This window comes from Pseudomonas huaxiensis (assembly GCF_003231275.1).
Classification (GTDB): Bacteria; Pseudomonadota; Gammaproteobacteria; order Pseudomonadales; family Pseudomonadaceae; genus Aquipseudomonas; species Aquipseudomonas huaxiensis.
Genome location: NZ_QKVL01000003.1, coordinates 252,826 through 270,676, shown reverse-complemented (window position 1 = coordinate 270,676; position 17,851 = coordinate 252,826). Strand labels below are relative to the sequence as shown.

Here is a 17,851-nt window from a genome sequence, read left to right as displayed (position 1 = left end):
CCCAATGGGTCAGAGTTGGTCGTACTTTTTGCTGGTGCTTTTAGCTTTGTCGACAGGGTATTTCTGCCCATTCAGGGCGAGTTTGCTTGTCACCGCTTCGTTGAGATCGACGCCCAGCACACTTGCCAAGCGGACCAAGTACATGAGCACGTCAGCCAGTTCGTCCTTCACGGCTTGAGCGGTTTCGGGACGCTTGGCTGCACCCGTTGAATCGGCCTCGCTCATCCATTGGAAAATTTCGCAGAGTTCGCCTACCTCACCTGTGAGTGCCATGAGGAGGTTCTTGGGTGAGTGAAACTGCTGCCAGTCGCGATCATCCGCAAAGCGTTGCAGCGATGTTTCAAGATTTTTCACGTCGACCAACTGCTCGGGTGTTCCATCTACCTTGCTCACAGACTCGCCTCTTGGTGCCAGCAGTTAAGGTGGCCGAACAGCTGGTTCAGAAATCCAGATCGAGATTGTAAGAGCTTTCCTTTTTTGTGGCAGATTTTTCGCTGATTTTCCTCGACTCGTTCGTTTGCTACGAGGATTTTGCTTGAAATGACTAACGGCGACAGGCCGCAATCGACCGGTGCGGTTGGTAAGACCCGAGCAGTCTGGCTCTCGCCACAGTGAGTTTGAAGAGCGCCCGTGTTCAACACTGCTAAGTGAAATTTGAGCCAGTTTTTCTCTACGTCAAGATCAAGTGAAAATTTAAAATTCAGACGGGTATTTTTTTGCCGCCGAAACTATCAACGACTGTTTTCAAAAGAGCTCACGCCACTCAGAGCAGAGCACGAATAAGATGCGCAGTTTACAAGTGGCCGCTCTCATCGAGGGTGGCATTATGCTATCCTTGGCATGCTTAGAAAATTAATTTCATAAAAGCAGAAATCTGCCTTTGTAAAATATAAGTTTTAACGTACAGGGAGGTATATGTGAGCATTAAAATTTGTGGCTTTCCACTGAATGCGGAATTGTGGAGCGAATTGAGGGAATGTCAAAAGCGAAGTGTAGAGACAGCTCTCACCTATATTAAGAGACCGGTGGAGACGCTAGGCTCAAAATCTTGCCTAATCAGCTTGCCAACCGGAGCCGGAAAGTCTGGTGTAATAGCTGTAGTGGCACATACATCACCGCAACCTAGAGTATTGGTTTTATGTCATCGCAGAGCTGTATGCGACCAGTTGATAAAAGAAATTAGTGGGGGTTTTTTTGAGGCGCTAGTTCCGGGTTATGAAGGGGCTAAGAAAGAGGTTTACGAAGATGTCAATGATACAAGCGCTCCTGGAGTTTACGTATCAACTTTTCAAAAGCTCGTAAGTTTTACGCCCGAGCAGCTTGCCAGGATTAAGAAAGAAATTGACTTGATTATAGTGGATGAAGGTCACTCCGAACCCTCTCCAATCTGGAAAGGTCTAGTTCGTGACGCTGGAGCACATAAGATTGTAATTACAGCTACTCCGTATCGGAATGATTTGTTCCAGTTTGACGTTGATGATAGCTCCAGTTACATCTATACATTTGAAGAGGCGCTGGAACAAAAAATATTGATGGAGCCCGTCTTCTGCTTGGCAGAAGGTGACGAGTTAATTAAAAGCATAACGATGTTCTTACAAGACTATCCTAGCGCGAAATGTATAGTGAAGTGTAAAGAATTCGGAGATATCGAATACTATTATGAACTTTTGAATGAAAAGTTCTCCATTCTAGCGGTGCATGAGCAGTATGTTCGCGACCCAAGGCAGAATGTAAAGGTTGATGTGCCTGCAAATCTTCGCGACTCTGAATATCAAGTAATAATACATCAGCGTAAACTCGATGAAGGGGTTGATATTCCTCAGGCAAAGCTGCTGATTCTCACCTATGCAGTAAATTCAGGACGTGAACTAGTACAAACAGTTGGGCGAATCGTAAGGCTTTATCAGGATATTAATCCGATAGTGATTGAATGTAATGTAAACGCTAACGAAAGGATGTGGGGTAACTATAGGTACTTTGATAAGTCACTAAGCACACCCGCAGCGGCACGTAAATTTATATCATCTTTAGATGTAAATAAGCTGATCGAGATATATCTTAATTCGTTTCCTGATGCTAGTTATTACGGTAATAGGTTTCTAAAAAAATTTGATATAAATTCTTTCAATCCTGAAAGCTCATTGATAATACCAACCGCATCTATCTGCTTTCTTAATACTCTCGATAATTTTGATATTCAAGCTGCGACCGATCTTCTGTACTGGCGAAGCAACCAAGCGGGGGAGTTAGCTAAGCACTTTGAGGTTGCAGGTGGTATAAATATAGTTGTTTCAATAGCCTTTAATAGATCTAGGTTTTTAAAAGATGAGTTTTTCTTTGAGCCGTCATTAGAGGTTACTCTCCTGAAGAAACTTCAACCAAACGTCGTTGCTATCTATGACAGTAGAGGACGCAGATTTAACTATGATGCGGAAATGTGCATAGGAAGCCCCATCGGACAAGATAAACTATTAAATGTAATGGCTCTAGGGGCTTCGGCCGTAACTAAGGAAGCAAGTAGTAGGTCAGTTGGAACGACCACTAAACGGCCAGAAAGTGTTTCGATGAAAGGCCGCAATCTTGAAAATATAGCTGATCTTCAGCGGAATTCCTCCTATCGTGTCGCGACTTTGAAGTGTGACAATCTTGATCATTTAGGCGCAAAACAGAGCAGCTACTATATAGGTATCGATTCTGGAAGAATATCCGATCAAAAAGATGGTCAATATATGTTGGATGAGCTAGATCAATGGCTGCAAAATATGGAAGCGACCATTTCTGTCGATAAGATTATAAGTAGTAATCTCTTGCATTCATTTGCGAAGCCTATTCCCGTTGATCTTAACCTGAAAATTGAAAGTGTAATATTTGATTTTAGCGATTTGCCTCAGCCCGTACAAATCCTCATTGATGGGCACAAAGCTGCTATAGATAATAGTTTTGTGTACCTAGAGAATAGCGGTGGAGTGATTTTAGATCCAAATTCTCCAAAGCTAAAAATAAATATTTCACTTTGTGATCAAAGTCCATTCGTGATCTTTGAATCAGAAAGCAATTTTTTGTGCGATGTATACGGAGACGGCGAGCAATATGTAGACCTTTTCCCATTTCTCTTTGAGCACTTACATAAAATTCTTCTAGAGGATGGGGTTAGTTATTCCCAAGGGAAGTTCTACGAGCTAAAACTTCCAGTTGAAGGTGATTTTCGAATTGCGAGCTCAAGTCTTGAAAATATAGTCATTGGGTTGCCGGAGTTACTCAGTCCATTGCTTGATGAGAAAGGTTATGTGGAGCTCAATAAGGATGAGAAAAAAGTTATTCAAGTAGTCAATGAAGAGTTTAATGAGGGTTCTTTGTTTCATTTGCTTGATAAGCTAAAATACAATTCACAACCCAATCCAACTCGATCCCAGCTTGGCCCTTTTCATAAGTATATTCCGGATGTCGATCTTGTTTTTTGTACGGATATGGATACCGAGCCAGCAGATTTTATACTTTCATCGGTAAGTAAACTTATTTACGTTCACGTTAAGTGCGGCAGCGCCAAAGTAAAGCCTCACTCCTCAGCCGGTGCATTAGCAGAGGTGGGAGGGCAGGCTATCAAGAACATTGAAATGCTGATAACTCGTAACAAAAACCTCAAAGCTGCTAACTGGAATATTTTGGCATCAAGTTGGCCGACGCGAAATGCTCCACAACAAATGACGGAACGGATCAGGCTTCTACGTGGTGTGCGCTTTTCAGCTCCTAATCAAGAAGCTCGTGAGCGAGCAGTTGAGCAGGCTTGGGAAATTGTGGCTCAACGGCGCAGATCAAGTCGTGTGCAAAAAGAAGTTTGGATAGTTTCCGCAAATAGCTTTTCGGCTACCCATTTTGAGAACCAGTTGAATAAAGGTCACAATGGTAGTCAGGAATCGCTCCAAGCCTATCAGCTAATCCAGAGTTGGATATCCACAGCAAATAGTAATGATGTTGATTTAAAGGTTTTTGTTTCTGTATAGTTATTTGCGAAAAGCGATATTGAGTTAATTAAGTGTTGTGGGTGTTTTAGAGCCTGATCAGTGGGTGAGAGAGTTACGCAGTAAGAGGGACTTCAGTGAGTGTTTTTTTGCTGATGAAAATTTTCTTAGAAAATAAAGTTTTAAACTTGTCTTTGGAGTCAGAAATGTCATATCCCGCAAAAGTTTACAGAGTGTTGATTGGTTCTCCATCCGATGTTGCTGAAGAGCGTAAAGCCATTCCATTGGCACTAAATGAGTGGAATGTTAAAAACTCATTTGATAAGAAAACAGTGTTTTTACCTACCAAGTGGGAGACGGATACTGTCCCAATTATGGGAGGGCGTCCTCAGGAGCTTATAAATAAACAAATAGTCATAGGGTCAGATATCCTTATCGCGATATTTGGCTTAAGGCTAGGTAGCCCGACTGGAGAGGCCAAGAGTGGTACGGTCGAAGAAATTCAGACTTTTATGCAAATGGGCAAACCTGTCATTGTTTATTTTTCAAACAAGCCTATGACTCCGAATGAATACAAAAAAAATGCAAAGCAGTTCGAGGAGCTTTGCGAGTTCAAAGAGGAGTGTATGAGAAACGGACTGATTGGTGATTATGCATCCGTTGATGAACTTAATGCGAAAATTAAAGATCACTTGTCTCTCATTATTGGGCAATTTGAGGAGAGCGATATTCCACCGCCGCGTACTAATGCAGGTTCAAATGTTGTCGAGCTACCTAAGGTAACACCGACTTCGGTCGGCGATTTCACCGTTGCTCCAGTAATTATCGATTACAGTGAAAAAGCAATTTTGGTAAAAGGAAATACAACCTCTTATAAGGACAAGTTTGTCGAGCTTGGTGGTAAATGGAATGGTTCGTTAAAGGGCTGGATATTTCCAAAGAAGCGAATAGATAGTGTCAAGGCTGTCCTTGGGATGACTAAATAATTTTTAGTGTAATGTTAAGTATTTGTGCTGTGGCGGTGTGACCAGTCAGCTGCTCGTAACGCTCGCAGGCGTAGGCCGCCCACAGTTCATGAAAGCCCTTCAGTCCTTGGTCATGCAGTATTCCTCGGGCGGGGAGCACGGTCTGTTGCAGGACCGCAGCGTAGCTTTCGTCTCGGCCCAGCAAGTAGCGGCCGGCGGTCGGCGACGCATTACGAACAAACATCAGTGCCCCTTCACCTCTTCATTTGCCACGACCCATCGCGGCGCTGAAGCCCCTGAGCGGCCGCCTTTGGTGCCGTCTTGTATGTTGATGATGCCTAAGTGTTCGGCTTCGCGTAGTAATCGTGGCAGGTCAGCCAGGATCGCTACGCGCAGGCGAATTCTGGTTGCTCGGGTCAACAGGACAATCGCGGTCACCCAGTCGTTTGTTGTTTGACAAGTCCCTCCACCACTCGCCGCACCAGTTGGCGGTCTTGGCCATCCAGCGCGCGGGTGCGCACCGTCGAGTGCTGCAGTCCTAACGCCTGCCTCGGACTAGCGATCCTGACGTACTGATCATCACGCAGCACAGCAAGGGTGCGGTTGACGCTGCTCAGGCGTTCTGCGCAGAGGCGATGGCCAGCTCACCTTGTTCAATTTGTTGGCGCAGATGTCCGGCGTAGTCCAACAAGGTCTGCTGATCAATTTGTCGCGCATCGTTAAACCCTGCTCCATCCTCCGACCGACACCAGCGCACAAACGCCTGCTGGCGATCACTGTGCGCTTTGACCGTGCCGTAATGGCCGCCGCCAAACATGTCCCGCAACGCTTGTGGTGGGAATAACCAAGTTGCCTGCCGTAGCCAAAGTTCCGCCCATCCCGTTTACCTACCAGTGCCATGATCGAACTGCACTCGAAACCAAACCCTTGAAGCTTTCCTCACGTCATCCCGCCCAGAATGTTGAGTGTTATCAGGGATCAAGGCCCCTGCGGCCTGTGAGGGTTGTCCACTAACGCGGGACTGACGGCTCTTTACGACCGGGAGCTTGGGCATCTCATGATCTGGCCTCCTGAGCACTTCCGAGGAAGTGGGCGGCTGAAGGCTGCATTGGCTGACGAGACCAACGCCGCGAGATCCTGAGTCGGGTGAAGGCAATGAAGCATTGACCGGGGCATGCCCGACTGTCAGTCAGGTGCAGTCCATCCCGTGGGCTGCGGCACCATCATCTGCATCGCTGTTGCTGGTGACTTCGGTGTTTGTCACGCCGATTGTCACGAGGGGGAATGTCGCAAAGCCTTGTACGAGTTGGGCTGCAGCAGCGGTACGAGCGCCCGTCTCTTTCCGGAAGAAAGAGACGGGCGCAGGTTGGCGCATGAAATGGTCAAGCGGATAGGTTGCTGCAGGGCAGCTATGAAAGGGGATGAGTTGCCGCAGTGGGCACACTGATAAAAGTCGGCATCCATCACATCGCTGTGAGCGTGCGAGCCGCCGGACGCTAATCGCACTTTGGGAGAACCACCACGGTGTGGCGTAGCCTTAAAGGTTCTGGCTACCTGGGTTGCTGTCAACGACAGCACTTTGCCAGATCTTTTCTACGCCTGTGGATAATTCGGGTCAAGGCTCGAATTTTCGGGAGTTCTGCGGCGGTGGATGAAATTATCCACCGGTGGAAATCAGTGATTTTCCACAGACAGTTGCGTGGGCTTTAGATTTTTTAAGTGAGGTCCCTTTAAGCAGGGAGGCTACGCATCCCTGCTTAAAGGGACCTGGCTTTTTAAAGTCGATAACCATAGATCTCGTGGTCCTACACCGATGTTGATTTCGCCGCAGTTGCGGGATTGTCTCCTTGATAGATGCGCCCCAAAGTCCGATGCATTCAGCGGTCGCAGCCTCATCATTCCCCCGATGTATCGCGTAGGGCCTCATCCGCGTGTTCAGGTGTGGATGTAGCGTAGATGGCCCACGCGTGCATCAGCTCCCGTCGCTTATCAAAAAAGTCTGATCGAGAGTATGCGCTTTCGGTTTCCCCGCGCTCGTCGTGGGCCAGCGCGAGCTCGCAGATATCTCTCGGGAAATGAGTCTTTTCACCTGCCCAATCTCGAAAGGTTGAGCGGAAACCATGACGAGTGATGTGCTCATAACCCAGTGCATGTAGCAGATTGCGAATTCCATTAGCGTGCATCACGCCGCTTCGGCCGTGGCCAGGGAAAACGTAGGGACTTCTCGCGTTGATTTTCGGAAGGCCCTTCAGAAGTGAGACCACCTCTGGGGCCAAGGGGATCGCGAACGCTTGCCGGGTTTTCATGCGCTCATCAGGCAAGGACCATCGACCCGACTTCAAGTCAAACTCATCCCAGCGTGCGAATCGGACCATATGCGAGCGAGCGCCGGTTAGAATCAGTAACTGGGCCGCGACAGACACGTGGTTGGAGTCCTTGCGTAAGGCTTCCATGAGCTTCGGCAGGTCCTGCCATTTCAGCGCTGGATGATGCTGGCGTTTGCGAGCTTTCTTCTTCTCTTGCCGGCTGAGCAGGTTTTCCAGATGGCCGCGCCAACGAGCAGGATTCTCTCCGGTTCTGAGACCTCGGGCTCCGGCGGCGTCTAGGATTTGTTCGATTTGCCCACGTACTTCGTCGGCCGTCCGCGTTTTGGTTGACCATAGTGGCTGCAGGGCCTTGATCAGATGTTTGGTCTCGATCTGGTCAGCTGACAGCTTCCCTATTGTAGGGAAGGCATAGAGCTCTAGTTTCCGCAGCCAGCCCTTACGCCATTTCTCCGACCAGCTCGAACCATGGACATCTCGATAGTCGGTGGCCAATTTCTCAAAGGTAATCAGCTGCGCCTGTTCTCGGCGTTCAGCTTCCCGTTGAGCGGCTTGTTCAGCCTGTCGTTTTGCGAGTGGGTCAGTGCCTTTGAAGATCTGGGCTTTGTTTTCATAAGCGGCCGCGCGGGCCATTTTTAAATCGAGCTGGGGGTAGCCACCCAATCCCATCTCCCGTCGTTTGCCGTGTAGCTGAAACCGCAGCACCCAGTTTTTTCGCCCTGTAGCTTTGACGATAAGGCGCAGCCCTTCACCGTCTTCGTAGGTGCCTGGCTCGGTCACGTTTTCGACATACTTTGCGGTCAGCTTGCCCATCTTTTCGGCCCTCTGGTCCCCCACTTGATCCCCCACTTGGCTGTGGAAGACGATGGATGAAAACGGAAGTCACGGGAATAAAAGTAGGCTTAAACCCTTGATCTAGCAAGGCTCTCGCGATTTTCAGTAGATGAGGGTGGCTTTCAAAAAGACATTAAAAAGCCGGCTTGTGGCCGGCTTCTCGGGGACAGTCTTGGCTGACTTTTGGTAAGCCGCAACCGCCTTCAAATCGTTGGTCGACACGAGGTGTCGATAGGCGAGGGCTGTGTGAGGCCTCGCCCGCCCATGGCATGCAAGCGGCAGCCAGGGTGGAGGTGGGCCGTAGCATACTGGGAATGGGTCGCAATGCCCAGCAGAAAATGCACGCTTTTGTGCTTCAGTCCGGCCTTTCGCTGCGGTATTGGGCCCACCAGAACACCCAGCCAAGAATCTCCAGTTGCTGGCTGCGGGCCTGGCTGACGCTGTAGCTTTCGCAGGGAAACCCTTCGCTGTCGTGGCTGTGCAAGCGCAGGGCGCCGTTGGTGCGTTTGCTCAGACCATGGATACGCAAGCGTCCGTTGTGCAGGACCGCGTACAACTCCCCTTCAACCACTCGGGTCAGGCTGCAGTCGATGGCCAGCGGGGCGCCAAAGGGGATCAGCGGCATCATGTTGTAGTCCGGCATGCTCAGGCATAGCGCTTGGGCCGGGTCTACGCCAAGACGGTCGAGGGCCTGGCGCGGCAGGCGCAGGTAGCGGCCATCGATGGGTTCAAGCTGACGGTTGCGCAGGTTGTGAAAGGGCAAGCGCGCATCGCTGTCGCCATGGGTGGTGAGCGCACTGTGGTCCGGCGCCTCGTTTCTGGGCTGAGTACGAGGGCGGTGTATTCGCGGTAATGGGCTGATGTGCTTGGGGCCTTCGCCCGTGCGCAGCCATTTGCTGCGTACACACAGCAGTTCGGCGATTTCATCGAGCCGAGCCTGGGGCACACCGCGATGGAACCAGTTGTTCACGTGTTGAGGGGTCACCTTGCGCTGGGCTGCGAAGTCCGAAGCGCTCAGGTTGCACTCGTTCAGCAGTGCCTTCAGTCGATCACCGGATGTATTCATGGGGACTGATTCTAGAGCGCAGGGACAAGGCTTCCTATAAACATTGGGTTGAGATATTTCGGCATGTTGATGGTCGGAATTACAGTAATTGCCTATGTCTACGTAGGAATTGTCGCTAGCTCTCCGCGGCTCACTTTCCACACACCCATGAAAAAGCCCCGCAAGTGCGGGGCTTTTTCGTCAAGCGAGGTGCTTAGCCTTTGTAGGCGGCAACTGCTTTGGTGATCTCGGCGCGGGCAGCGTCAGCGTTGCCCCAGCCATCGATCTTGACCCACTTGCCTTTCTCCAGATCTTTGTAGTTCTCGAAGAAGTGCTTGATCTGTTCCAGCAGCAGGGCTGGCAGGTCGGTGTATTCCTTGATGTCGACGTACAGCTGCGACAGCTTGTCGTGCGGTACGGCGATGACTTTGGCGTCGCCGCCGCCGTCGTCGGTCATGTTCAGGATGCCGACCGGACGGGCGCGGATAACCGAACCTGGAGCAACCGGGTAAGGGGTCACGACCAGCACGTCCAGGGGATCACCGTCATCGGCCAGGGTGTTCGGGATGAAACCGTAGTTGGCCGGGTAGAACATCGGGGTGGCCATGAAACGGTCAACGAACAGGCAGTCGCTGTCCTTGTCGATCTCGTATTTGATCGGCGCGTGGTTGGCCGGGATCTCGATGGCGACGTAGATGTCGTTCGGCAGGTCTTTGCCAGCTGGAATCTTGCTGTAGCTCATTGGGCGTTGCCCCCGTGTTTGACCAAAAATTGGCCGCGATTATAGGCACATTCGGAAACGCTTGCCATGCCCGCCCCGATGCTTGACCGATTCACTCCACCGCATCTTTGTACTGCGGGTGGCTGAGCTGGAGTTGCTGAAGGCGCGCCAGGGGATCCTGGCGATAAAAGCCGCGAAGTTGCGCATAAACCGCAGGGTACGCCTGCATCAGCAGATCGGGAGCGCTGAAGAAGTATTCGCTGGTCACGGCGAAGAATTCGGCGGGGTTTTCCGCCGCGTAGGGGTCGATGGCGGTCTCGGCTTCGGGGTTGCGGTCGAGCTGGCGGTTGAGGTCGTCATAGGCGTGTTGCATGGCCTCAGCCCAGTCGCTGACGCGCATGTCGCCGTGCAGCGGCGGCAGGCCGTTGGCGTCGCCGTTGAGCATGTCCAGCTTGTGCGACAGCTCGTGGATGACCAGGTTGTAGCCTTCCCACACGCCGCTGGCCTGCACGCCGGGCCAGGCCATGATCACCGGCCCTTGCTGCCAGGCCTCGCCGCTGTGTTCGGCGTCCCATTCATGCTCGATGCCACTGCTGTCGCGGTGACGCTGGGGGCTGAGGAAGTCATCCGGGTAAAGAATGATTTCGTGAAAGCCCTGGTACCAGTTCAGCGGTCCCAGGTGCAGCAACGGCAACTGTGCCTGAGCGGCGAGGAACAGCCGCTCGCCGTCGTTCAGCTCGACGCCCGGCAGCGTGGTGAGGTGCTTGTCCCGCAGAAACAGGATGCAGGCCTCGCGCAGCCACTGGTCTTCCTCGTCGTTCAGGCCGTCGAGAATCGGCAGGCGCTCGCGCACCTGCTGCCACAGTTGTGGATCAATCGGGTGCCGGGCCAGGGTCCGGCGGCGACGCCAGTCGCTCAGGCTCCACATGTCGGCGGATCAGTGCGCCTTGGCCGGACCGCGGTTCATGCGGCCGCGGACCACTCCGATGATCACTGGCACCAGCGACAGCAGAATGATGGCGACGATCATCAGCGACAGGTTCTGCTTGATGAATGGCACGTTGCCGAAGAAATAGCCGAGGGTCACCAGGCCGCCTACCCAGAGGATGGTGCCGGCGACACTGAAGCCGAAGAAGCGTGGATAAGGCATTTTCGCCAGGCCGGCGACGAACGGTGCGAAAGTCCGCAGGATCGGCAGGAAGCGTGCGAGGGTCACGGTCTTGCCACCGTGGCGCTCATAGAAGTCGTGGGTTTGCTGCAGGTAGTCGCGGCGGAAGATTTTCGAGTTCGGGTTGCTGAACAAGCGTTCCCCGGCTGTTCGCCCGATCACATAGTTGGTGCTGTCGCCGAGGATGGCCGCGATCATCAGCAGGCCGCCAAGCAGTACAGGGTCCATGGCGCCGCCTGCAGCTACGGCGCCGGCGATGAACAGCAGGGAGTCGCCCGGCAGGAACGGCATCACCACCAGGCCGGTTTCGCAGAAGATCACCAGGAAGAGGATGGCGTAGATCCATGGACCATAGTTGTTGACCAGCAAATCGAGGTAAGCGTCGAGATGCAGAATGAGGTCCAGCGGGTTGAAATCCATGTACGACACCTGTGTTCAATACGTTGGCTGGCAGTGCGAGGAGCGCAAAGTTACCCCACAAGGAGGGGTAATAATTCACACAATACGAAGGGCGCCATTATACGGCGACGAGAGATTTCTGCTTACGCAGTTTGTAGCTGAATGTGCTAAGCGGCAAACCACCGTGGGAGTTGGCCGGGCGGCGCTCCCACAGTGGTCGTGTTGTCGTCAGTTGAGCGGCAAAACGTAGTTCTTGAACTCGCTGTCCTCGCGAAAACCGATGGACTCGTAGGTCTGCATCGCCACTTTGTTGTCGCTGCTGGTGGATACCCGCATGCGCACGGCGTTGGTTTCCTTGGCCATGCGTTTGGCTTCGCGCATGAGGTGGTCAGCCACCAGCATGCGCCGGGAGTCTTCGGCGACGTAGATGTCGTTGAGGATCCACACGCGTTTCAGCGACAGCGAGGAAAAACTCGGATAGAGCTGGCAGAAGCCCATCAGCTTGCTGTCGTCATCATCCGGCAGCGCCAGGTAGATGATCGATTCGCCGCGTTCCAGGCGTTTTTCCAGGAAAGCGCGGGACGAGTCCGGGTAGGGCAGTTGCCCATAGAACTCGCGGTACTTCACGAACAGCGGGGCAAGCAGGTCCAGGTGCTCAAGGGTTGCTTGGATGATTCGCATAAGCAGGCCTCGTGTTTCGAAGGGAATGGCGGCGAATCTCGGGCAGCCGTCGCCCCAGATGCTGCCTAAAGCGGAAAAAAATCGCAATCGTCGAAAAAGCGGCCGCCATTCAGGGTTTTCCAAGCAGGAAGTTTCCGTTTTGTTGCACGTCCGTTTCCGAGTCAAGGGTCTGGACCTGCGCTTCGTCCTTGAGGTTCACCCCGGAAAGCTGTCTGCGACAGGCTTCGCGCATCAGGTAGACCAGACGGTGCGCGGCCATGCCGTAACTCAGGCCTTCCAGGCGAACGTTGGAGATGCAGTTGCGGTAGGCATCGGTCAGCCCGACTTTCGGGTTGTAGGTGAAATACAGCCCCAGGCTGTCCGGCGAGCTGAGACCGGGGCGTTCGCCAATCAGGATCACGGTCATGCGCGCCCCCAGCAGTTCACCGATTTCATCGGCGACGGCGACCCGGCCCTGTTCCACCAGCAGCACTGGCGCGGTGGACCAGCCATCGGCGGCGGTCTGTTCTTCAAGGCGATTGAGAAACGGCAGGGTGTGGCGGTGCACGGCCAATGCCGACAGGCCGTCGGCGACGATAATGGCCAGGTCCACGCCGCCAGGATTGCCCAAGGCATGCTCGCGCAACACCTGTGCAGAGTCTTCATGCAGGCGCCGACCGAGGTCCGGGCGCTGCAGGTAGTGATGGCGGTCGTTGGCGGCGCTGCGCAGCAGCAGGCTGTCGCGGCCACGGGCCTGCAGTTGCTCGCGCAGGCCGACATGGTCGAAGGGCAGGTGCACGGCGTCGCGGGCCTGGGCGTGGGCGAACTGGAAGTCCAGTTGCGCCTGGGTCGGCAGGCTGGTGCCGGAACGGCCGAGGGCAATACGCGCCGGTGTCAGGCGGCGCAGTTCCAGCCAGGGGTTGTCGGTGGGCGTCGGTTGCTTGTCCATGAGGTCGCTCGCTTATCCCAGTTGCGCCAGGGCCTGACGGAAGGCCGGTGGCAGGTTGTCGCCGAAGCGCACGCGGCCGTCGGCCTGGGTGAAGATGCCCATGCGCGCCAGCCAGGCCTCGAACTCCGGCGCCGGCTTCAGGCCCAGGGTCTGGCGAGCGTAGAGGGCGTCGTGGAAGGAGGTGGTCTGGTAGTTGAGCATGATGTCGTCGGAGCCGGGGATGCCCATGATGAAGTTGATCCCGGCGACGCCGAGCAGGGTCAGGAGCATGTCCATGTCGTCCTGGTCGGCTTCGGCGTGGTTGGTGTAGCAGATGTCGCAGCCCATGGGCACGCCCAGCAACTTGCCGCAGAAGTGGTCTTCGAGGCCGGCGCGGATGATCTGCTTGCCGTTGTACAGGTACTCGGGACCGATGAAGCCGACCACGGTGTTGACCAGAAATGGCTTGAAGTGCCGGGCCACGGCGTAGGCGCGGGTTTCGCAGGTCTGCTGGTCGACGCCGAAGTGGGCGTTGGCCGACAGCGCGCTGCCTTGCCCGGTCTCGAAATACATCAGGTTCTGCCCGAGGGTGCCGCGGTTCAGGCTCAGGCCGGCCTCGTAGCCTTCCTTCAGCACATTGAGGTTGATGCCGAAACTGGCGTTGGCCGCCTCGGTGCCGGCGATGGACTGGAACACCAGGTCCAGCGGCACGCCTCGGTTGATCGCCTCGATGGAGGTGGTGACGTGGGTCAGCACGCAGGCCTGGGTGGGGATGTCGTAGCGCTGGATGATCGCGTCGAGCATTTCCAGTAGCGCACAGATCGAGGCGATGCTGTCGGTGGCCGGGTTGATGCCGATCATGGCGTCGCCGTTGCCGTAGAGCAGGCCGTCGAGAATGCTTGCGGCGATGCCCGCCGGTTCGTCGGTGGGGTGGTTGGGCTGCAGTCGGGTCGAAAGTCGGCCGCGCAGGCCCATGGTGCCGCGAAAGCGCGTGACCACGCGGATCTTCTGTGCCACCAGCACCAGGTCCTGCACCCGCATGATTTTCGATACCGCCGCCGCCATCTCCGGCGTCAGACCCGGTGCCAGGGCGCGTAGGCTGTTTTCGTCGGCCTGATCGCCGAGCAGCCAGTCGCGCAGGCCACCGACGGTCAGGTGGCTGACCGCCGCGAAGGCCTGTTTGTCATGGGTGTCGATGATCAGCCGGGTGACTTCGTCCTCCTCGTAAGGAATCAGCGCTTCATTGAGGAAATGACTGAGGGGAATATCGGCCAGGGCCATTTGCGCGGCGACCCGTTCGCCGTCGTTGCTGGCGGCGACCCCAGCGAGGAAATCGCCGGAACGGGCCGGGCTGGCTTTGGCCATGACCTCTTTGAGGCTGTCGAAACGGTAGGTCTGGTTGCCTGCCGTGTGTACGAAACTTGCCATTCGGAATCTCCAGAGCGCCGCCGGGCCGGCCGGCGGCGCGGTGAGGCGGTCAGTGCAAGGCTTCTTCGGCCTTCTGGATTGCGGCGAACTCTTCTTCCGGCGTGCCGGCCACCAGGTGATGGCGGCTGTACAGGGCGAAGTACGCAATCAAGATGCCATAGATGATCGCGGCACCGATCACCACCCGCGGATCCACCAGAAAGCCCGCCACCACGGCCAGGCAGGCCAGCACCAGAGCCACGCCGGAGGTGAAGATGCCGCCCGGTGTGCGATACGGACGCTCCATTTTGGGGCGACGAATACGCAGGGTGATGTGCGCCGCCATCATCAACACATAGGACAGCGTAGCGCCGAACACTGCCACCAGGATCAGCAGGTCACCCTGGCCGGTCAGCGACAGGCCAAAGCCGATGATGCCGGGGATGATCAGCGCCAGTACCGGGGCTTTGCTCTTGTTGGTCTGCGACAGCACGCGCGGCAGGTAGCCGGCGCGTGAGAGCGCAAAGATCTGCCGCGAATAGGCGTAGATGATCGAGAAAAAGCTGGCGATCAGGCCAGCCAGGCCCACCAGGTTGACGAAGCTGCCCATCCAGGTGGAGCCGCCGTAGGCCTTGGCCAGGGCTTCGACCAGCGGGTTGCCGGAGCTTTTCAGCGCTTCGGCGCCAGCAGCGCCCGGGCCGATGATCAGGATCAGCAGGGCGAAGGCGAGCAGCACCAACATGGCGCCGATCAGGCCGCGCGGCAGGTCGCGACGGGGGTTCTTGGTTTCCTCGGCCGCCAGCGGCACGCCTTCGACGGCGAGGAAGAACCAGATCGCGTAGGGAATTGCCGCCCACACCCCGACGTAGCCGAAGGGCAGGAACTCGCTGGCGCCGACCGCCTGGGTCGGGAGAATGTCGAACAGGTTCTTCGTCTCGAAGTGCGGCACCATCGCGATCAGGAACACCGCCAGGGCAATGGCCGCCACCGCAGTGATGACGAACATCAGCTTCAGCGCTTCACCGACTCCGAAGATGTGGATGCCGATGAAGATGATGTAGAACACCAGATAGATGATCCAGCCGCCGATGCCGAACAGCGACTGGCAGTAGGCGCCGATGAACACGGCGATCGCCGCCGGGGCGATGGCGTATTCGATGAGGATCGCGGTGCCGGTGAGAAATCCGCCCCAGGGGCCGAAGGCACTGCGGGCGAAGCCATAGCCACCGCCGGCGGTGGGGATCATCGAGGACAGCTCGGCCAGCGAGAAGCACATGCACAGGTACATCGTGGCCATCAGCAGCGTGGCGAGGAACATCCCGCCCCAGCCGCCTTGGGCCAGGCCGAAGTTCCAGCCGGCGTAGTCGCCGGAAATCACGTAGGCCACACCGAGGCCGACCAGCAGGACCCAGCCGGCGGCGCCTTTTTTCAGTTCACGTTGTTGGAAATAGTCGGAGCCGACCTTTTCGAAGTCGACGGAAGAACCTGCCGGTGTCCCGGCGGAGTGATCGCTTGGCATGAAGTCACCTGTTGTTTTTTTTGAGTGGTGAATGCGGTGCATGAAGCGGGCCAGAGGGGTTGCTCTGGTTTTTGGGGCTGCTTTGCAGCCCATCGCGAGCGAGCTCGCTCCTACGGGGACGGCGCGTTTTTTCTGTAGGAGCGAGCTTGCTCGCGATGGCAGGTTTAGAAGAAGCCCAATGGATTGATGTCGTAGCTCACCAGCAGGTTTTTGGTCTGCTGATAGTGATCGAGCATCATCTTGTGGGTTTCACGGCCAACGCCGGACTTCTTGTAGCCACCGAACGCGGCATGCGCCGGATACAGGTGGTAGCAGTTGGTCCACACGCGGCCGGCCTTGATCCCGCGGCCCATGCGGTAGGCGCGGTTGATGTCGCGGGTCCAGACGCCGGCACCCAGGCCGAACTCGGTGTCGTTGGCGATCGCCAGGGCTTCGGCTTCGTCCTTGAAGGTGGTGACGCTGACCACCGGGCCGAAGATTTCTTCCTGGAACACGCGCATGCGGTTGTTGCCCTTGAGCAGGGTCGGCTGGATGTAATAGCCGGTCGACAGGTCGCCTTCGAGTTTTTCCACCTTGCCGCCGGTGAGCAGTTCGGCACCTTCCTGCTCGGCGATTTCCAGGTACGACAGGATCTTGTCGAACTGCTGCTGCGAGGCCTGGGCGCCGACCATGGTGTCGGTGTCCAGCGGGTCGCCGCGTTTGATCTTCTTCACCTTCTCCATCACCACTTCCATGAACTTCGGATAGATGGATTCCTGCACCAGTGCGCGGGATGGGCAGGTGCAGACTTCGCCCTGGTTGAAGAACGCCAGCACCAGGCCCTCGGCAGCTTTCTCGATGAAGGACGGTTCGGCCTGCATGATGTCTTCGAAGTAGATATTCGGCGACTTGCCGCCCAGCTCGACGGTGGACGGAATGATGTTTTCGGCGGCGCATTTCATGATGTGCGAGCCGACTGGGGTCGAGCCGGTGAAGGCGATCTTGGCGATACGCTTGCTGGTGGCCAGCGCTTCACCAGCTTCGCGGCCGTAGCCTTGCACCACGTTGAGCACGCCTGGCGGCAGCAGGTCAGCGATCAGTTCCACCAGCACGGTGATGCCCAGCGGCGTCTGCTCGGCCGGTTTGAGTACCACGCAGTTGCCGGCGGCCAGCGCCGGGGCGAGTTTCCAGGCGGCCATCAGGATCGGGAAGTTCCACGGGATGATCTGTCCGACCACGCCCAGCGGCTCGTGGATGTGATAGGCCACGGTGCCTTCGTTGATCTCTGCGGCGCCGCCTTCCTGGGCGCGGATGCAGCCAGCGAAGTAGCGGAAGTGATCGACCGCCAGCGGGATGTCGGCATTCAGGGTTTCACGGACGGCCTTGCCGTTGTCCCAGGTTTCGGTGATGGCCAGGACTTCGAGGTTCTGCTCGATGCGGTCGGCGATTTTCAGCAGGACGTTGGAGCGGTCCTGGACCGAGGTGCGGCCCCACGCGTCGGCGGCGGCGTGGGCGGCGTCCAGGGCTTTATCGATGTCTTCGGCAGTGGAGCGGGGGAATTCGGCGATGGGTTGGCCATTCACCGGCGAGGTGTTGGTGAAGTACTCGCCTTTGACCGGAGCCACGAACTCGCCATTGATGAAGTTACCGTAGCGGCTCTTGAACGAAACCTTTGCGCCTTCGGTACCTGGATGTGCGTAACGCATGGTGTCTCTCCTGGCTTATGTGTTTTGTTGGGGAGGATTCCAAGCGTAGAGCAAAGGTCGGGCCAGTGCCCGGAGGCCACGTCGGATCAATGACTTGTCGCAGTTTTGCCGAGGGTTTCGGCGCAGGCTGCGACACCTTCGGTACAGCCTGGGTGACACTTTGTACCGCTGGCGGTACAGCCGGCGACCCGGTGGTCAAGGCGCCATTGCAAAGCACCAGTGCGAGGAGGATGCTGG

Annotated in this window: 13 protein-coding genes and 1 pseudogene; 2 read left to right on the top strand and 12 right to left on the bottom strand. The window is 55.7% G+C overall.

The features are described 5' to 3' along the window. Positions 1 to 9: 9 nt before the first annotated feature. Entirely contained in the window at positions 10 to 393 is a 384-nt protein-coding gene (locus tag DM374_RS06185) for a nucleotide pyrophosphohydrolase (protein ID WP_110969066.1), read from the bottom strand. Positions 394 to 917: 524 nt separating this feature from the next. Between DM374_RS06185 and DM374_RS06180 the strand changes: the two genes are divergently transcribed. Further along, positions 918 to 4,001, top strand: coding sequence for a DEAD/DEAH box helicase (locus tag DM374_RS06180; protein ID WP_225422452.1), 3,084 nt, complete (start codon positions 918 to 920; stop codon positions 3,999 to 4,001). A 95-nt stretch (positions 4,002 to 4,096) separates the two neighbouring features. Then, positions 4,097 to 4,945 (top strand): hypothetical protein, encoded by an 849-nt coding sequence (locus tag DM374_RS06175; protein ID WP_157969671.1) that lies wholly within the window; start codon positions 4,097 to 4,099, stop codon positions 4,943 to 4,945. Between the two features lie 31 nt (positions 4,946 to 4,976). Here DM374_RS06175 and DM374_RS33660 read toward each other — a convergent pair. The 11 genes and pseudogenes from DM374_RS33660 to exaC form a co-directional block, all read right to left on the bottom strand. After that, positions 4,977 to 5,824, bottom strand: a pseudogene (locus DM374_RS33660) (integrase domain-containing protein); the annotation flags it as partial. 995 nt (positions 5,825 to 6,819) lie between these two features. Continuing rightward, positions 6,820 to 8,061: a tyrosine-type recombinase/integrase gene (locus DM374_RS06155; RefSeq protein ID WP_110969120.1), complete on the bottom strand. Its 1,242-nt coding sequence runs from the start codon at positions 8,059 to 8,061 to the stop codon at positions 6,820 to 6,822. Between the two features lie 376 nt (positions 8,062 to 8,437). Next, positions 8,438 to 9,148 carry a LexA family transcriptional regulator gene (locus tag DM374_RS06150; protein WP_110969063.1) on the bottom strand — a complete coding sequence of 237 codons (711 nt, stop codon included), beginning with the start codon at positions 9,146 to 9,148 and terminating at the stop codon, positions 8,438 to 8,440. A gap of 193 nt (positions 9,149 to 9,341) precedes the next feature. Beyond that, on the bottom strand, positions 9,342 to 9,869 hold the full coding sequence (ppa, locus tag DM374_RS06145; RefSeq protein WP_095159347.1) for an inorganic diphosphatase: 528 nt from the start codon (positions 9,867 to 9,869) through the stop codon (positions 9,342 to 9,344). Between the two features lie 91 nt (positions 9,870 to 9,960). Continuing rightward, positions 9,961 to 10,776, bottom strand: coding sequence for a M90 family metallopeptidase (locus DM374_RS06140; RefSeq protein WP_110969062.1), 816 nt, complete (start codon positions 10,774 to 10,776; stop codon positions 9,961 to 9,963). Positions 10,777 to 10,785: 9 nt separating this feature from the next. After that, on the bottom strand, positions 10,786 to 11,436 hold the full coding sequence (locus DM374_RS06135) for a DedA family protein (protein WP_110969061.1): 651 nt from the start codon (positions 11,434 to 11,436) through the stop codon (positions 10,786 to 10,788). A gap of 207 nt (positions 11,437 to 11,643) precedes the next feature. Continuing rightward, entirely contained in the window at positions 11,644 to 12,096 is a 453-nt protein-coding gene (locus DM374_RS06130; RefSeq protein WP_110969060.1) for a GNAT family N-acetyltransferase, read from the bottom strand. 109 nt (positions 12,097 to 12,205) lie between these two features. Next, positions 12,206 to 13,024, bottom strand: a complete 819-nt coding sequence (gene eutC / locus DM374_RS06125) for an ethanolamine ammonia-lyase subunit EutC (RefSeq protein ID WP_110969059.1) — start codon at positions 13,022 to 13,024, stop codon at positions 12,206 to 12,208. Between the two features lie 12 nt (positions 13,025 to 13,036). Beyond that, positions 13,037 to 14,431: an ethanolamine ammonia-lyase subunit EutB gene (locus DM374_RS06120; RefSeq protein WP_095159342.1), complete on the bottom strand. Its 1,395-nt coding sequence runs from the start codon at positions 14,429 to 14,431 to the stop codon at positions 13,037 to 13,039. A gap of 49 nt (positions 14,432 to 14,480) precedes the next feature. Continuing rightward, positions 14,481 to 15,929, bottom strand: a complete 1,449-nt coding sequence (eat, locus tag DM374_RS06115; protein WP_110969058.1) for an ethanolamine permease — start codon at positions 15,927 to 15,929, stop codon at positions 14,481 to 14,483. A 164-nt stretch (positions 15,930 to 16,093) separates the two neighbouring features. Further along, complete coding sequence (gene exaC / locus DM374_RS06110; protein WP_095159340.1) at positions 16,094 to 17,614, bottom strand: acetaldehyde dehydrogenase ExaC; 1,521 nt, start codon at positions 17,612 to 17,614, stop codon at positions 16,094 to 16,096. Positions 17,615 to 17,851: the final 237 nt, after the last annotated feature.

Bases quoted from the DNA above. Each gene is read 5' to 3' on its own strand.
- DM374_RS06155 (WP_110969120.1), bottom strand. From the start codon at position 8,061: ATGGGCAAGCTGACCGCAAAGTATGTCGAAAACGTGACCGAGCCAGGC.
- DM374_RS06150 (WP_110969063.1), bottom strand. From the start codon at position 9,148: ATGAATACATCCGGTGATCGACTGAAGGCACTGCTGAACGAGTGCAAC.
- ppa (WP_095159347.1), bottom strand. From the start codon at position 9,869: ATGAGCTACAGCAAGATTCCAGCTGGCAAAGACCTGCCGAACGACATC.
- DM374_RS06140 (WP_110969062.1), bottom strand. From the start codon at position 10,776: ATGTGGAGCCTGAGCGACTGGCGTCGCCGCCGGACCCTGGCCCGGCAC.
- DM374_RS06135 (WP_110969061.1), bottom strand. From the start codon at position 11,436: ATGGATTTCAACCCGCTGGACCTCATTCTGCATCTCGACGCTTACCTC.
- DM374_RS06130 (WP_110969060.1), bottom strand. From the start codon at position 12,096: ATGCGAATCATCCAAGCAACCCTTGAGCACCTGGACCTGCTTGCCCCG.
- eutC (WP_110969059.1), bottom strand. From the start codon at position 13,024: ATGGACAAGCAACCGACGCCCACCGACAACCCCTGGCTGGAACTGCGC.
- DM374_RS06120 (WP_095159342.1), bottom strand. From the start codon at position 14,431: ATGGCAAGTTTCGTACACACGGCAGGCAACCAGACCTACCGTTTCGAC.
- eat (WP_110969058.1), bottom strand. From the start codon at position 15,929: ATGCCAAGCGATCACTCCGCCGGGACACCGGCAGGTTCTTCCGTCGAC.
- exaC (WP_095159340.1), bottom strand. From the start codon at position 17,614: ATGCGTTACGCACATCCAGGTACCGAAGGCGCAAAGGTTTCGTTCAAG.